Origin of the sequence: Streptomyces sp. CA-179760 (assembly GCF_050937045.1) — a bacterium.
In the GTDB taxonomy this organism is placed as follows: domain Bacteria; phylum Actinomycetota; class Actinomycetes; order Streptomycetales; family Streptomycetaceae; genus Streptomyces.
The window spans coordinates 7,963,022-7,977,397 of the sequence record NZ_JBNJLZ010000001.1 but is presented as its reverse complement, the minus strand read 5'-3'; the positions used below and the strand labels follow the sequence as shown (position 1 = coordinate 7,977,397).

12 protein-coding genes are annotated in these 14,376 nt (G+C 69.7%); 11 read left to right on the top strand and 1 reads right to left on the bottom strand.

The features are described from left to right. Window positions 1–201 precede the first annotated feature (201 nt). The 9 genes from ACQEV8_RS36150 to pssA all read left to right on the top strand — a co-directional run bounded on the left by ACQEV8_RS36150 (window position 202) and on the right by pssA (window position 11,064). Window positions 202–2,007: a 3-hydroxyacyl-CoA dehydrogenase family protein gene (locus ACQEV8_RS36150; RefSeq protein WP_432969096.1), complete on the top strand. Its 1,806-nt coding sequence runs from the start codon at window positions 202–204 to the stop codon at window positions 2,005–2,007. A 97-nt stretch (window positions 2,008–2,104) separates the two neighbouring features. Next, window positions 2,105–2,932, top strand: coding sequence for a TetR family transcriptional regulator (locus ACQEV8_RS36145; RefSeq protein ID WP_432969093.1), 828 nt, complete (start codon window positions 2,105–2,107; stop codon window positions 2,930–2,932). Window positions 2,933–3,334: 402 nt separating this feature from the next. Then, window positions 3,335–4,678 (top strand): crotonyl-CoA carboxylase/reductase, encoded by a 1,344-nt coding sequence (gene ccrA, locus ACQEV8_RS36140; protein ID WP_432969090.1) that lies wholly within the window; start codon window positions 3,335–3,337, stop codon window positions 4,676–4,678. Between the two features lie 8 nt (window positions 4,679–4,686). Next, window positions 4,687–6,714 carry a protein meaA gene (locus tag ACQEV8_RS36135; RefSeq protein ID WP_432969087.1) on the top strand — a complete coding sequence of 676 codons (2,028 nt, stop codon included), beginning with the start codon at window positions 4,687–4,689 and terminating at the stop codon, window positions 6,712–6,714. Continuing rightward, window positions 6,711–7,673: an HpcH/HpaI aldolase/citrate lyase family protein gene (locus ACQEV8_RS36130; RefSeq protein ID WP_382486804.1), complete on the top strand. Its 963-nt coding sequence runs from the start codon at window positions 6,711–6,713 to the stop codon at window positions 7,671–7,673. The genes ACQEV8_RS36135 and ACQEV8_RS36130 overlap by 4 nt, the downstream gene beginning before the upstream one ends. Before the next feature lie 5 nt (window positions 7,674–7,678). Next, window positions 7,679–8,191, top strand: coding sequence for a MaoC family dehydratase (locus tag ACQEV8_RS36125; RefSeq protein WP_215117585.1), 513 nt, complete (start codon window positions 7,679–7,681; stop codon window positions 8,189–8,191). A gap of 2 nt (window positions 8,192–8,193) precedes the next feature. Then, the gene (locus ACQEV8_RS36120) at window positions 8,194–9,399 is read left to right on the top strand and encodes an acyl-CoA dehydrogenase family protein (RefSeq protein WP_432969082.1); all 1,206 of its coding nucleotides are present in this window, start codon (window positions 8,194–8,196) and stop codon (window positions 9,397–9,399) included. Between the two features lie 170 nt (window positions 9,400–9,569). Then, the gene (locus ACQEV8_RS36115; RefSeq protein WP_003994082.1) at window positions 9,570–10,226 is read left to right on the top strand and encodes a phosphatidylserine decarboxylase; all 657 of its coding nucleotides are present in this window, start codon (window positions 9,570–9,572) and stop codon (window positions 10,224–10,226) included. A 58-nt stretch (window positions 10,227–10,284) separates the two neighbouring features. After that, window positions 10,285–11,064: a CDP-diacylglycerol--serine O-phosphatidyltransferase gene (pssA, locus tag ACQEV8_RS36110; RefSeq protein ID WP_432969077.1), complete on the top strand. Its 780-nt coding sequence runs from the start codon at window positions 10,285–10,287 to the stop codon at window positions 11,062–11,064. 337 nt (window positions 11,065–11,401) lie between these two features. On the opposite strand, the gene ACQEV8_RS36105 is transcribed toward pssA, so the two are convergent. Then, window positions 11,402–12,520 (bottom strand): glycerate kinase, encoded by a 1,119-nt coding sequence (locus ACQEV8_RS36105; protein ID WP_432973241.1) that lies wholly within the window; start codon window positions 12,518–12,520, stop codon window positions 11,402–11,404. A gap of 201 nt (window positions 12,521–12,721) precedes the next feature. On the opposite strand from ACQEV8_RS36105, the gene ACQEV8_RS36100 reads away from it, so the two are divergent. After that, a complete protein-coding gene (locus ACQEV8_RS36100) occupies window positions 12,722–13,792 on the top strand; it encodes an ADP-ribosylglycohydrolase family protein (protein WP_432969074.1) in 1,071 nt (356 codons plus the stop codon). 32 nt (window positions 13,793–13,824) lie between these two features. Then, window positions 13,825–14,319, top strand: a complete 495-nt coding sequence (locus ACQEV8_RS36095) for an NUDIX domain-containing protein (RefSeq protein WP_432969071.1) — start codon at window positions 13,825–13,827, stop codon at window positions 14,317–14,319. Window positions 14,320–14,376 lie beyond the last annotated feature (57 nt).

Genomic DNA, 14,376 nt, shown 5'->3' with positions numbered 1-14,376 from the left:
CTGGTGACGCGGCCGCCGTGAGAGCAGTCGGTTCGGTACCTCAGGTACCGCGGTGCGACTCGGCCCCGGGACAGGGCCGGTCCTCCCTTCACCGGGCGTGTGCGCTTGCAGCCCGGCAACACCCGCACTCACGCACCCGGTGCGCCGCTCGGCGCACCCGGGCGTGTTCCCCGTCGTCACCCTCATTCCTGGAGTCCCGCGATGGCCACTCCCCTGTCCGACCCGTCCCAGTCCCCGCTGCAGACCATCGCCGTCGTCGGCCTCGGCACGATGGGCACCGGCATCGCCGAGGTCCTCGCCAAGGCCGGCCGCGAGGTCGTCGGCATCGACATCAGCGAGGCCCAGGCCGCGAAGTGCGTCGCCGCCCTGGAGGCCTCCACCGCCCGTGGCGTCGAGCGCGAGCGGCTGACCGAGCAGGACCGAACGGACATCCTCGCCCGGGTCCGTACCTCCACCGACCTCAGGACGGCGGCCGACGCCGACCTGGTCATCGAGGTGGCGCCGGAGTCGTACGAGGTCAAGCAGCAGATCTTCCGGGAGCTGGACGGGATCGTGCGCTCGGGGACGATCCTGGCGACCGGCACCAACGCCCTGTCCGTCACCCGGCTGGCCGCCGAATCCTCCCGCCCGGAGCGGGTGCTGGGCCTGCACTTCTTCAATCCGGCCCCGGCGATGAAGCTGGTCGAGGTCGTCTCCTCGGTGCTGACCGCGCCGGCGGCCGTCACGGCGGTCACCGACCTCGCCCTGGACCTGGGCAAGGAGCCCGTCGCGGTCGGCGACCGCCCGGGGTTCGTCGCCGACGGCCTGCTGTTCGGCTACCTCAACCAGGCCGCCGCGATGTATGAGGCGAAGTACGCCTCCCGTGAGGACATCGACGCCGCGATGCGGCTGGGCTGCGGGCTGCCCATGGGCCCGCTGGCGCTGCTGGACCTGATCGGCGTCGACACGGCGCGCACGGTCCTGGAGGCGATGTACGCCGAGTCCCGCGACCGCCTGCACGCACCGGCACCGATCCTCGCTCAGCTGAGCGAGGCGGGCCTGACCGGCCGTAAGGCGGGGCGTGGTTTCTACACCTACGAGGCACCGGGCAGCCCGGTCGTCGTGCGGGACGCGCTGACCCCGCTGGAGGGCGGCAGCCTGAGCGGAGGCCGGGAAGTCCGCTCGGTCGGCGTCGCGGGCTCGGGCACCATGGCCTCCGGCATCGCCGAGGTCTTCGCCAAGGGCGGGTACGACGTGGTCATCGCCGCCCGCAGCGAGGAGAAGGCCCAGGCCGCGAAGGCCCGGATCGGCAAGTCCCTGGCCCGCTCGGTGGACAAGGGCCGCATGACCGCCGAGACCGCCGCGCAGACCCTGGAGCGCATCACGCCGACAGGCACCTACGACGACTTCGCCGACGTCGACCTGGCCGTGGAGGCGGTCGCCGAGGACCTGGAGGTCAAGCGGCAGCTGTTCGCCGCGCTGGACAAGGTCTGCAAGCCGGGCGCGATCCTGGCCACCACCACCTCGTCCCTGCCGGTCGTCGCCTGCGCCCGTGCCACCTCGCGTCCGCAGGACGTGATCGGCATGCACTTCTTCAACCCGGCGCCGGCCATGAAGCTGGTCGAGGTCGTCCGCACCGTGCTGACGGCCGACGACGTCCACGCGACGGTCCGCGAGGTCTGCGGCCGGATCAGGAAGCACGCGGTCGACTGCGGGGACCGGGCGGGCTTCATCGTGAACGCACTGCTGTTCCCGTACCTGAACAACGCGATCAAGATGGTCGAGGAGCACTACGCGTCCCTCGACGACATCGACGCGGCGATGCGGCTGGGCGGCGGGTACCCGATGGGCCCCTTCGAGCTGCTGGACGTCGTCGGACTGGATGTCTCGCTCGCCATCGAGAAGGTCCTGCACCGCGAGTTCCGCGACCCGGGGCTGGCCCCGGCGCCGCTGCTGGAGCACCTGGTGGCCGCGGGCTGCCTCGGCCGCAAGACCGGCCGTGGCTTCCGCGAATATGCCAAGCGCTGAGGGTCCCGGCGACTGGTTCCGGTCCGGCGCCGAGTGGGGTGGCCTGCTCGGCCCGGACCGGTTCCACGAACCAGGCCATGCGCAGCGAGCTGCGCACATGCAGTACGTTCAGGGCATGCCCCAGCCCGCCAAGTCCTCACGTACACCGGCTACGACCGACGCTCCGGAGAGTGCCGCAGGCTCTCGTGCCGCCGCCCAGCGGCTCAAGATGCGCCGGGAACTGGCGGCGGCCGCGATGGAGCTGTTCGCGACCAAGGGGTACGAGGCGACCACCGTCGACGAGATCGCGGCGGCGGCCGGGGTCGCCCGCCGCACGTTCTTCCGCCACTTCCGCTCCAAGGAAGAGGCGATCTTCCCCGACCACGACGACACCCTGATCCGCGCCGAGGCGGTGCTCAACGCCGCGCCGGCGCACGAGCATCCGCTCGACACGGTGTGCCGTGGCATCAAGGAAGTCATGAGGATGTACGCGGCCCGGCCGGAGATCTCGGTCGCCCGCTACAAGCTGACGCGCGAGGTCCCCACCCTGCGCGAGGCGGAGATCGCGTCGGTGGCCCGTTACGAGCGCCTGTTCACCCGCTATCTCCTCGGCCATTTCGACGAGCGCGCGCACGCCGACGACGCCAACGACGACCCGCTGCTGGCGGAGGTCGCCGCGTCGGCCGTGGTCACGGCCCACAACCACGTGCTGCGGCGCTGGCTGCGCGCGGGCGCCCAGGGGGACGTGGAGGCGCAGCTCGACCACGCCTTCGCGATCGTGCGGAAGACCTTCGGCACCGGCATCGGGGCCGGGCGCTCCACGGACGCGCAGCCGGCCGCGGCCACGGCCTCGGCCCAGGGCGAGGTGCTGGTGACCGTCGCCCGCACCGACGCACCGCTGGACGAGGTCATGAGGACGATCGAGCAAGCACTCAAGGAGCGCTGAGCGGCTCGCGCAGGAGCACCTGAGCAACTCGCACCACTGTGATGACGGCCACCCCACGGGGTGGCCGTTTTGGCATGTCAGAGGCCGTTTTGACGTGTCCTGACGATGCCATTCGATCGATCATCGCTCATTTGTTGCGTAAAGATTTCATCTGAGAGCAAGTTCTGGCACTCAGTGCCTTGCGGGGTGACACGCGGTGTCATACGTTGAAGAGGTCCGGGCGACGTCCCAGCAAGCCCACCGCCTGCTCGCCCGGACGCCTGCGTCACAGGCAACCTCCCGCGCCACCAGCGCTGCCGAACAGCACCACCGCCGAACCGACGGCACACCCTCAACCCTCAGCAGCACCGACGTAACCATCGGCGCCCCTCCCTCAGGGCGCTCACCGCCGGAGGCAACACCGTGACCGTTAAGGACATCCTGGCCGCGATCCAGTCGCCCGACTCCACGTCGGAGGACTTCGCCGCCCTCCCGCTCCCCGAGTCGTACCGCGCGATCACCGTGCACAAGGACGAGACGGAGATGTTCGCGGGCCTCACGACCCGCGACAAGGACCCCCGCAAGTCGATCCACCTGGACGAGGTGCCGCTGCCCGAGCTCGGCCCGGGTGAGGCGCTGGTGGCCGTCATGGCCTCCTCGGTCAACTACAACTCGGTGTGGACCTCGATCTTCGAGCCGCTGTCGACGTTCGGCTTCCTGGAGCGCTACGGCCGCACCAGCGAGCTGGCCAAGCGCCACGACCTGCCGTACCACATCATCGGCTCCGACCTCGCGGGCGTCGTCCTGCGCACCGGCCCGGGCGTCAACGCCTGGCACCCCGGTGACGAGGTCGTCGCGCACTGCCTGTCCGTCGAGCTGGAGTCCAGCGACGGCCACAACGACACGATGCTCGACCCCGAGCAGCGCATCTGGGGCTTCGAGACCAACTTCGGCGGCCTCGCCGAGATCGCGCTCGTCAAGTCCAACCAGCTGATGCCGAAGCCCGACCACCTCAGCTGGGAGGAGGCCGCCGCCCCCGGCCTGGTCAACTCCACCGCCTACCGGCAGCTGGTCTCCCGCAACGGCGCCGGCATGAAGCAGGGCGACAACGTGCTCATCTGGGGCGCGAGCGGCGGACTCGGCTCCTACGCCACCCAGTTCGCGCTGGCCGGCGGCGCCAACCCGATCTGTGTCGTCTCCAGCGAGCAGAAGGCAGACATCTGCCGGGCGATGGGCGCCGACGCGATCATCGACCGCAACGCCGAGGGCTACAAGTTCTGGAAGGACGAGCACACCCAGGACCCGAAGGAGTGGAAGCGCTTCGGCAAGCGCATCCGCGAGCTCACCGGCGGGGAGGACATCGACATCGTCTTCGAGCACCCGGGCCGTGAGACCTTCGGCGCGAGCGTCTTCGTCACCCGCAAGGGGGGCACCATCACCACCTGCGCCTCGACCTCGGGCTACATGCACGAGTACGACAACCGCTACCTGTGGATGTCGCTGAAGCGGATCATCGGCTCGCACTTCGCCAACTACCGCGAGGCCTGGGAGGCCAACCGGCTCATCGCGAAGGGCAAGATCCACCCCACCCTGTCGAGGGTGTACTCCCTGGAGGACACCGGACAGGCCGCGTTCGACGTGCACCGCAACCTCCACCAGGGCAAGGTCGGCGTGCTCGCGCTGGCCCCCGAGGAGGGCCTCGGCGTGCGCGACCACGAGAAGCGCGCCCAGCACATCGACGCCATCAACCGCTTCCGGAACATCTGAGGTCACAGATGACTGAGCGTCAGAAGGACCGGCCGTGGCTCATGCGCACGTACGCCGGTCACTCCACGGCCGAGGCGTCCAACGAGCTGTACCGGCGCAATCTCGCCAAGGGTCAGACAGGTCTGTCGGTGGCGTTCGACCTGCCGACGCAGACCGGCTACGACTCCGACCACATCCTCGCCCGCGGCGAGGTCGGCCGGGTCGGCGTGCCGATCGCGCACGTCGGTGACATGCGCAGGCTGTTCCAGGACATCCCCCTGGAGCAGATGAACACCTCGATGACGATCAACGCCACCGCCATGTGGCTGCTGGCGCTCTACCAGGTCGTCGCGGAGGAGCACGGTGCGGACATCACCAAGCTCCAGGGCACGACCCAGAACGACATCGTCAAGGAGTACCTGTCCCGGGGCACCCATGTGTTCCCGCCGGGGCCGTCGCTCCGTCTGACGACGGACATGATCGCGTACACGGTCTCCCACATCCCGAAGTGGAACCCGATCAACATCTGCAGCTACCACCTGCAGGAGGCGGGCGCCACGCCGGTGCAGGAGATCGCGTACGCGATGTCCACCGCGATCGCCGTGCTCGACGCCGTGCGCGACTCCGGCCAGGTGCCGCAGGAGCGCATGGGCGACGTGGTCGGCCGCATCTCCTTCTTCGTGAACGCGGGCGTCCGCTTCGTCGAGGAGATGTGCAAGATGCGCGCCTTCGGCCGCATCTGGGACAAGGTCACCCGCGAGCGGTACGGCATCGAGAACCCCAAGCACCGCCGCTTCCGCTACGGCGTCCAGGTCAACTCCCTGGGTCTGACGGAGGCACAGCCGGAGAACAACGTCCAGCGGATCGTGCTCGAGATGCTGGCCGTGACCCTCTCCAAGGACGCACGCGCGCGTGCCGTGCAGTTGCCCGCCTGGAACGAGGCACTGGGCCTGCCCCGCCCCTGGGACCAGCAGTGGTCGCTGCGTATCCAGCAGGTGCTGGCCTACGAGAGCGATCTGCTGGAGTACGAGGACATCTTCGACGGCTCGAAGGTGATCGAGGCGAAGGTGGAGGAACTGGTCGAGTCCGCCCTCGCGGAGATCGACCGCATCCAGGAGATGGGCGGCGCGATGGCGGCCGTCGAGTCCGGCTATCTCAAGTCGCAGCTGGTCTCCTCGCACGCGGAGCGCCGGGGCCGGATCGAGTCCGGCCAGGAGAAGATCATCGGGGTCAACGCCTTCGAGGGCACCGAACCGAACCCGCTGACCGCCGACCTGGACACCGCGATCCAGACGGTCGACCCGGCGGTCGAGGCCCGTGTCATCGCCTCGCTCCAGCAGTGGCGCGACAACCGCTACCAGCCGCCCTTCAACCACCCGCGCCCCTGCAAGGCGCTGGAGCGGCTGAAGGAGGCCGCCCGCGGCACCGAGAACCTCATGGAGGCCACCCTGGAGTGCGCCCGCGCCGGGGCGACGACCGGCGAGTGGGCCGGGGCCCTGCGCGAGGTGTTCGGCGAGTTCCGCGCCCCGACGGGCGTCTCGTCGGCGCCCGTGGCCGTCCCGGTCGAGGAGGGCAGCACACTGGCCCTGGTCCGCCGCAAGGTGGATCTGACGGCCAAGGACCTGGGAGTCGGCAAGCTGCGCTTCCTGGTCGGCAAGCCGGGCCTGGACGGGCACTCCAATGGCGCGGAGCAGATCGCCGTACGCGCGCGTGACGCCGGCTTCGAGGTGGTCTACCAGGGCATCCGGCTGACGCCCGAGCAGATCGTGGACGCGGCCCTCGACGAGGACGTGCACGCGGTCGGCCTGTCCATCCTGTCCGGCTCGCACGCCCAGCTGGTCCCGGACGTGCTCGAACGGCTGCGTGTGGCCGGTGCCACAGACATTCCGGTGATCGCCGGTGGCATCATCCCCAACGGCGACGCCGAGCAGCTCAGGGCCGCCGGAGTGGCCGCCGTCTTCACCCCGAAGGACTTCGACATCACCGGAATCATCGGCCGCATCGTCGACGAGATCCGGAAAGCGAACAAGCTCGACCCCCTGGAGGTCCCCGCATGACGACCGTCAACCGCCTTCGCCCCCGGCGTTCCTGCCTGGCGGTACCGGGCTCGAACCCGCGCTTCCTGGAGAAGGCGCAGGGCCTCCCGGCGGACCAGGTCTTCCTCGACCTGGAGGACGCGTGCGCCCCGCTCGCCAAGCCCGAGGCGCGACACACCATCGTCAAGTTCCTCAACGAGGGCGACTGGACGGGCAAGACGCGCGTCGTGCGGGTCAACGACTGGACGACCGAGTGGACGTACCGGGACGTCGTCACGGTCGTCGAGGGCGCCGGCCAGAACCTCGACTGCATCATGCTGCCGAAGGTGCAGACGGCCCAGCAGGTCGTCGCCCTCGACCTGCTGCTGACGCAGATCGAGAAGACGATGGGCTTCGAGGTCGGCAAGATCGGCATCGAGGCGCAGATCGAGAACGCGCAGGGCCTGAACAACGTCAACGAGATCGCGACGGCCTCCCCTCGCGTGGAGACGATCATCTTCGGCCCGGCCGACTTCATGGCCTCCATCAACATGAAGTCGCTGGTCGTGGGCGAGCAGCCGCCGGGCTATCCGGCGGACGCCTACCACTACATCCTGATGAAGATCCTGATGGCCGCCCGCGCCAACAACCTCCAGGCGATCGACGGCCCCTACCTGCAGATCCGCAACATCGACGGCTACCGCGAGGTCGCCCAGCGCGCCGCCGCCCTCGGCTTCGACGGCAAGTGGGTGCTGCACCCGGGCCAGGTCGAGGCGTCCAACGAGATCTTCTCGCCGTCGCAGGAGGACTACGACCACGCCGAGCTGATCCTGGACGCGTACGACTACTACACGTCCGAGGCGGGCGGCAAGAAGGGCTCCGCGATGCTCGGCGACGAGATGATCGACGAGGCCAGTCGCAAGATGGCCCTGGTCGTCTCCGGCAAGGGCCGGGCCGCCGGCATGCAGCGGACCAGCAAGTTCGAGATCCCGGAGGCGTGACGGCGATGCAGTTCGGACGCACTTACGAGGAGTTCGAGGTCGGGGCGACGTACAAGCACTGGCCGGGAAAGACGGTCACGGAGTACGACGACCACCTGTTCTGTCTCCTCACCATGAACCACCACCCGCTCCACATGGACGTCAACTACGCCGAGAAGACGACGGACTTCGGCAAGAACGTGGTGGTCGGGAACTACATCTACTCCCTCCTGCTCGGCATGTCCGTCCCGGACATCTCCGGCAAGGCCATCGCCAACCTGGAGATCGAGTCGCTCAAGCACGTGGCGCCGACCTTCCACGGCGACACGCTCTACGGCCAGACGACCGTGCTCGACAAGTGGCCGTCGAAGTCGAAGAACGACCGCGGCATCGTCTACGTCGAGACCAAGGGCTACAAGCAGGACGGCACGCTGGTCTGCGTGTTCCGCCGCAAGGTCATGGTGCCGACCGAGACGTACATCAAGGAGCGCGGCGGCGAGCAGCCCGGCCGCCCCGAGCTCAAGGAGCAGGAGAAGTAGCCATGGCGCGACTCGCCCAGACCGCCGGTCTGACGGACATCCAGCAGGAGATCCTTTCCACCGTCCGGGACTTCGTGGACAAGGAGATCATCCCGGTCGCGACGGAGCTGGAGCACCGCGACGAGTACCCGCAGCAGATCGTCGACGGGCTGAAGGAGTTGGGCCTGTTCGGCCTGATGATCCCCGAGGAGTACGGGGGCCTGGGCGAGTCCCTTCTGACGTACGCGCTGTGCGTGGAGGAGATCGCCCGCGGGTGGATGTCGGTGTCCGGCATCATCAACACCCATTTCATCGTGGCGTACATGCTCAAGCAGCACGGAACGCAGGAACAGAAGGACCATTTCCTGCCGAGGATGGCGGCGGGCGACATCCGTGGCGCGTTCTCGATGTCGGAGCCGGCCCTCGGCTCGGACGTCTCGGCGATCACGTCTAAGGCGGTGAAGGACGGCGAGGAGTACGTCCTGAACGGCCAGAAGATGTGGCTGACGAACGGCGGGACGTCGTCTCTGGTGGCCGTTCTGGTCCGAAGTGACGAAGGTCACCCCGAGGGCACGGCGCCCCACAAGTCGATGACGACCTTCCTCGTCGAGAAGGAGCCCGGTTTCGGCGAGGTCCGCCCCGGCCTCACCATCCCCGGCAAGATCGACAAGATGGGTTACAAGGGTGTTGACACCACCGAACTCATCATGGATGGCCTGCGGATTCCTGCGGATCGTGTGCTCGGCGGGGTCACCGGCCGTGGTTTCTACCAGATGATGGACGGGGTCGAGGTCGGGCGCGTCAACGTGGCGGCACGTGGCTGCGGCGTCGCTCAGCGTGCGTTCGAACTGGGCGTCCGGTACGCGCAGCAGCGTCACACCTTCGGAAAGGCGATCGCCCAGCACCAGGCGATCCAGTTCAAGCTGGCCGAGATGGCTACCAAGGTCGAGGCCGCGCATGCGATGATGGTGAACGCAGCTCGCAAAAAGGACTCCGGTGAGCGAAACGACCTCGAGGCTGGGATGGCGAAGTACCTCGCCTCCGAGTACTGCAAGGAGGTCGTCGAAGACGCCTTCCGGATCCACGGCGGCTACGGCTTCTCCAAGGAGTACGAGATCGAACGCCTCTACCGTGAGGCTCCGATGCTGCTCATCGGTGAAGGTACCGCCGAGATCCAGAAAATGATCATCGGTCGGCGACTGCTCGAAGAGTATCGATTCCAGGGCTAGATGTCCGGATACGGGGTGTTTTCTTGGAGAAGAAGATCACGCCCCGTCAGCACTCTTCAGCCGCCGACTCGGCTGCCTGGCTTACCCAGTTACGGCCCCGAGCCGCTACCATCGCCGGAAAGCCGCCGTCCCCCGTCAGAGTGCGGCCTCATCCGCTACGAAGGTCATCCATGCCCCACAGCCAAACCTCTGCACCACGCGACAGCCGGGCCGGCGTACGCCTCGCGCGCGGAGCATCGCCGTGGCTCCTGCCGACCGTCGCCACCGCAGCCCTCAGCCTGGCCCGTGCCCGGCGCTCCGGCGCCGCCAAGGCCGTCGCCGTTCCCGCCACCGCGCTCGCGGCGGGCATGCTGTGGTTCTTCCGCGACCCCGAGCGCGAGATCACCCAGGGCCGGGTCATCTCACCCGCCGACGGTGTGGTGCAGAGCATCATGCCGTGGAAGGACGGCCGCACCCGCGTCGCGATCTTCATGAGCCCGCTCAACGTGCACGTCAACCGCGCGCCGCTGGCCGGCACGGTGACGTCGGTCGAGCACATCCCCGGTGGCTTCGTTCCCGCTTTCAACAAGGAGAGCGAGAACAACGAGCGGGTCGTGTGGCACTTCGACACCGAGCTCGGCGACATCGAGATGATCCAGATCGCCGGCGCGGTCGCCCGTCGCATCGTTCCCTACGTGCCCCAGGGCACCAAGGTCGAGCAGGGCGAGCGGATCGGCCTGATCCGCTTCGGCTCGCGTGTCGACCTCTACCTGCCCGAGGGCGTGGAGGTCGCGGTCGAGGTCGGTCAGAAGACCGTGGCTGGGGTGACTCGCATTGACCGTGATTGATCCTGATACCAAGGCCGGCTGGGTCCCGGAGGCCGACGAGGTGGACGAAGAAGAGGAGATGCCTCTCTCTCTTCGCCTCTCGATAGCGGACACTCTGACACTCGGCAACGCCACGTGCGGGTTCATGGCGGTGTACTTCACGACCACCGGCATCCTCATCCCGCACCTCTCGGGTGACGAATTCGGCATGGCCCGCAACAGCGCGGCCACGGCCGTGATCCTTATGCTGTGCGCGGCGGTCTTCGACCTGTTCGACGGCCTCGTCGCCCGCAAGCTGCGGTCGTCGCCGATGGGTGCGGAGCTGGACAACCTCTCCGATCTCATCAGCTTCGGTCTGGCACCCGCGTACTTCGTGCTCGTGTACGGCATGGTCGCGAGTGACGCGCATGAGCGGGTCGCGGCGGTGGGCGCGATCGTTGTGCTGTTGGCGGTGGTGCTGCGGCTTGCCCGCTTCTCGTGCGTCACCGTGAAGGACGGGACGTTCCAGGGCATGCCGTCGCCGTTCGGGGCACTGACGGTCGTGTCGATCGTGCTGCTGGAGCTGCCCTTCGTGGCGACGCTGCTGGCGATCCTGGGTACGGCGTGGCTGATGGTCAGCCGGGTCGAGTACCCGAAGCCGCGGGGGCGGCTCGCCGTGGCGATGCTGTCGTGGATCGTGCTGAGCATGGGGCTGCTGGCGGCGTGGGCGTTCGACGCGCCGAGCGGACAGCTGCTGCTGCAGACGGGGTGTGCGCTTCAGCTGGTCATGGGTGCGGTGATTCCGCTGTTCGCGACGGCTCGGCGGGTGAACAACTTCCGCGGCAACCGGCGGGAGGCGCGGGCGGCGCAGCTTCCGTAGCGTCGTAGCGGTTGGATTTGCTTGGGCCCCGGACCGGGTTTCGGTTCGGGGCCCTTTGCTGTGCGGGTTCGGGGTGGTCGCTGTCCTTGGGGCCTCCGCCCCCAGACCCCCGGCCTGTGCCCACCCGCCGCCCGAATCGGTCGGACAGGAGGTGCGGTCGAGGGCGGGGCAGCCGATGTACGGAGCCCGGCTCGGATCGGGCAGAACCCACTCAAGACAGGCAGAACCCGGCACAGGGCGGAGCGAGCCCGGCTCAAGCCGGGACAAGCCCAGCACAGGGCGGGGCGAGCCCGGCTCAAGCCGGGACAAGCCCAGCTCAAGGCGAGGCGAGCCCGGCTCAGGTCAGGAAGTCCCTGGCGATGCGTTCCGCCACTCGCTCCAGGATCGGCCCGGCCTCGGCGATGCACTTCGCCACGTCCGGCTCGGCGTCCGTAAGGGGGTAGGCCCGGCGGAAGCCGGAACGGCCCAGGACCTCCGGAGGGAGGGCGAGGCGGCCGCAGACCGCCACGACGTCCTTGCCGACGGCGCGGGCCGCCGCTGCGACGCCCGCCGGGGCCTTGCCGTGCAGGGTCTGTTCGTCGAGGGAGCCCTCGCCGGTGATCACCAGATCGGCCCGGTCCAGCGCGGGTGCGAAGCCCAGGACGTCGAGCATCACCTCGATGCCGGGGCGGAAGCGGGCGCCCAGCAGCAGGGCGCCGTAGCCGATCCCGCCCGCCGCGCCCGCGCCGGGCGAGGCGGCGTACTCGGCGGCCTTCGCACCGACGGGCCCCTCCAGCACCTTCGCGAAGTGCGCGAGGGCGGTGTCCAGGGCAGCCACATCGTCCGGTGAGGCGCCCTTCTGCGGGCCGTAGACCGCGGGCGCGCCCTTCGGGCCGGTCAGCGGGTTGTCGACGTCGCTGGCGAGGACCAGTTCGACCTCGGTGAGGCGCGGGTCGAGGCCCGACAGATCGGCGGTGGCCAGATCGGCGAGGCCGCCGCCGCCCGGCGGGACCGGCTCGCCGTCCGTGTCCAGGAACCGGGCGCCCAGCGCGGACAGCATCCCGGCGCCGCCGTCCGTGGTGGCGCTGCCGCCGACCCCGAAGACGATCGTGCGGGCGCCCGCGTCCAGGGCGGCCCGCAGCAGCTCGCCTGATCCGTACGTGGACGCCGCGAGCGGGGCGAAGACGTCGGCGGGCAGCCGCTGGAGTCCGCTCGCCTCGGCCATCTCCACGACCGCGGTGCCGTCGCGCAGCGCGAACGAAGCCGTCACTTCACCGCCGAGGGGGCCGGCGACCCGTACCTCACGGCGCTCGAACCCGGCCGCGACCGCCGCGGCCACGGTTCCGTCGCCGCCGTCGGCCACGGGCAGCGCCTCGACCTCGAGGTGCGGCACGGCCCGGCGCAGCCCGGCCGTCACCCGCTCGGCGACCTCCACGGCCGTCAGCGACCCCTTGAACTTGTCCGCGGCGACGAGCACCCGCTGCGTCGTTCGGGTACCGCTCACTGCAGCGTCCGCCACTTGCACTCCCCTTGCTCTCCGGGCCCTCACGCACGTCAGGGCCAGTCGCGCCGCTGTGACCTTAACCGGAGGACGCCCCGGCCGTCAGCATCTGCCCGACTCCTGGACCGGCGGTCCCACCCCCTCGGGCGATCGCGCGGAAACGGGTAGACCGTAACCATGACCCTCGTCGACACCGAAGCAGCGCTCGCCGACCGCATCCTCGGCGGCTGGCTGGGCCGCATCGCGGGCAACATGCTCGGCAAACCGGTCGAACAGGGCGAGGTCTGGACACGCGACCGCATTGACCGCTACCTCAGACAGGCCGCCGCCCTCCCCCTGACCGACTACCTGCCCGAGCCCACCGGCGACGAGGCGACCGCGCTGCGGCCCGAGTGGCGCCAGTGCGTGCGCGGCCGGATCCACGGCAGCTGCCGTGACGACGACGTCGACTACGCGATCCTCGGCCTCCACCTGCTGGAGACCCACGGCTTCCGCTTCAGCACCGAGCAGGTCGGCGACCTGTGGCTGCTGCGGCTGCCGTACCTCCAGACGTTCACCGCCGAGCGGGCCGCGTACCGCAACCTGGCCGGTGGGCTCAAGCCGCCGCTGACGGCGACGTACGACAATCCGTACCAGGAGTGGATCGGGGCGCTGATCAGGGCCGACATCTACGGCTGGACCTGCCCGGGCGTGCCGCGCCGGGCCGCCTCGCTGGCCCGGCGGGACGCGGTGCTGTCGCACACCGGCAACGGGGTCTACGGGGCGATGTGGGCGGCGGCGCTGATCTCGGCGGCGTTCACGGCGCCCACCGTGCGGAACGCCGTCGACCAGGCCCTGGCCGTGATCCCGGCGAGCAGCCGGCTGGCCCGCACGGTACGCCGGGTGGTCTCCCTGCACGACACCCGGATGTCCTGGGAGGACACCCTCACCACGGTCGCCGAGGAGACCGCCGGGATGGGCTGGATCCACACCGTTCCGAACGCCGCCGTCCTGACCGCCGGCCTGCTCTACGGCGACGGCGACTTCACGCGCACCATCACCCTGACCGTCCGCGGCGGCCTGGACACCGATTCCAACGGCGCGACCGCGGGTTCGGTGGCCGGCGTGTTCGGCGGAGCGGCCGGCATCCCGGATCACTGGAAGGCGCCGCTGGAGGACACGGTCCGCAGTGCGGTCTTCGGCTTCGACGGGGTGCGGATCAGCGAGCTGGCGGAGCGGACGCTGCGGCTGGCGGAGTCGGAGGCCTGAGCCCGGTGCCATCCGGTGGTTACCCTGCCCCCATGACCACCTCTGCTGACTTCGCCGCCTACATCGCGTCCCTGCCCCGCGTCCTGGCCGGTGCCGCCGCGCTGTTCCGGGACGGCGAGGGCCGGGTCCTGCTCGTCGAGCCCAACTACCGGGACGGCTGGACGCTGCCCGGCGGCACGATCGAGTCCGACGACGGCGAGACACCGCGGCAGGGCGCGCGGCGCGAGACGGCCGAGGAGATCGGCCTGGACCGGGAGCTCGGCCGGCTGCTGGCGGTGGACTGGGTGCACGGCCCGGGGCGTCCGCCGCTGGTGGCGTACCTGTACGACGGCGGTGTGCTCGGCGAGGAGGCCTTCAAGTCGATCCGCCTCCAGGAGGAGGAACTGCTGTCCTGGCGGCTCGTACCGCGCGAGGAACTGACCGACTACCTCGCGGGCGCTCTCGGCCGCCGCGTCCTCACCGCACTGGACGTCCTGGCGGACGGCTCGGGCACGGCGGAGCTGGAGAACGGCCACCGGGTCGGCTGACGGGCGGCGGGCCTCGGTCGCGCGAGGTGGGAGGGCTTCACCGGTCGGATATCCGTT

Bases quoted from the DNA above. Each gene is read 5' to 3' on its own strand.
- ACQEV8_RS36150 (WP_432969096.1), top strand. From the start codon at position 202: ATGGCCACTCCCCTGTCCGACCCGTCCCAGTCCCCGCTGCAGACCATC.
- ACQEV8_RS36145 (WP_432969093.1), top strand. From the start codon at position 2,105: ATGCAGTACGTTCAGGGCATGCCCCAGCCCGCCAAGTCCTCACGTACA.
- ACQEV8_RS36135 (WP_432969087.1), top strand. From the start codon at position 4,687: ATGACTGAGCGTCAGAAGGACCGGCCGTGGCTCATGCGCACGTACGCC.
- ACQEV8_RS36130 (WP_382486804.1), top strand. From the start codon at position 6,711: ATGACGACCGTCAACCGCCTTCGCCCCCGGCGTTCCTGCCTGGCGGTA.
- ACQEV8_RS36125 (WP_215117585.1), top strand. From the start codon at position 7,679: ATGCAGTTCGGACGCACTTACGAGGAGTTCGAGGTCGGGGCGACGTAC.
- ACQEV8_RS36120 (WP_432969082.1), top strand. From the start codon at position 8,194: ATGGCGCGACTCGCCCAGACCGCCGGTCTGACGGACATCCAGCAGGAG.
- ACQEV8_RS36115 (WP_003994082.1), top strand. From the start codon at position 9,570: ATGCCCCACAGCCAAACCTCTGCACCACGCGACAGCCGGGCCGGCGTA.
- pssA (WP_432969077.1), top strand. From the start codon at position 10,285: ATGCCTCTCTCTCTTCGCCTCTCGATAGCGGACACTCTGACACTCGGC.
- ACQEV8_RS36100 (WP_432969074.1), top strand. From the start codon at position 12,722: ATGACCCTCGTCGACACCGAAGCAGCGCTCGCCGACCGCATCCTCGGC.
- ACQEV8_RS36095 (WP_432969071.1), top strand. From the start codon at position 13,825: ATGACCACCTCTGCTGACTTCGCCGCCTACATCGCGTCCCTGCCCCGC.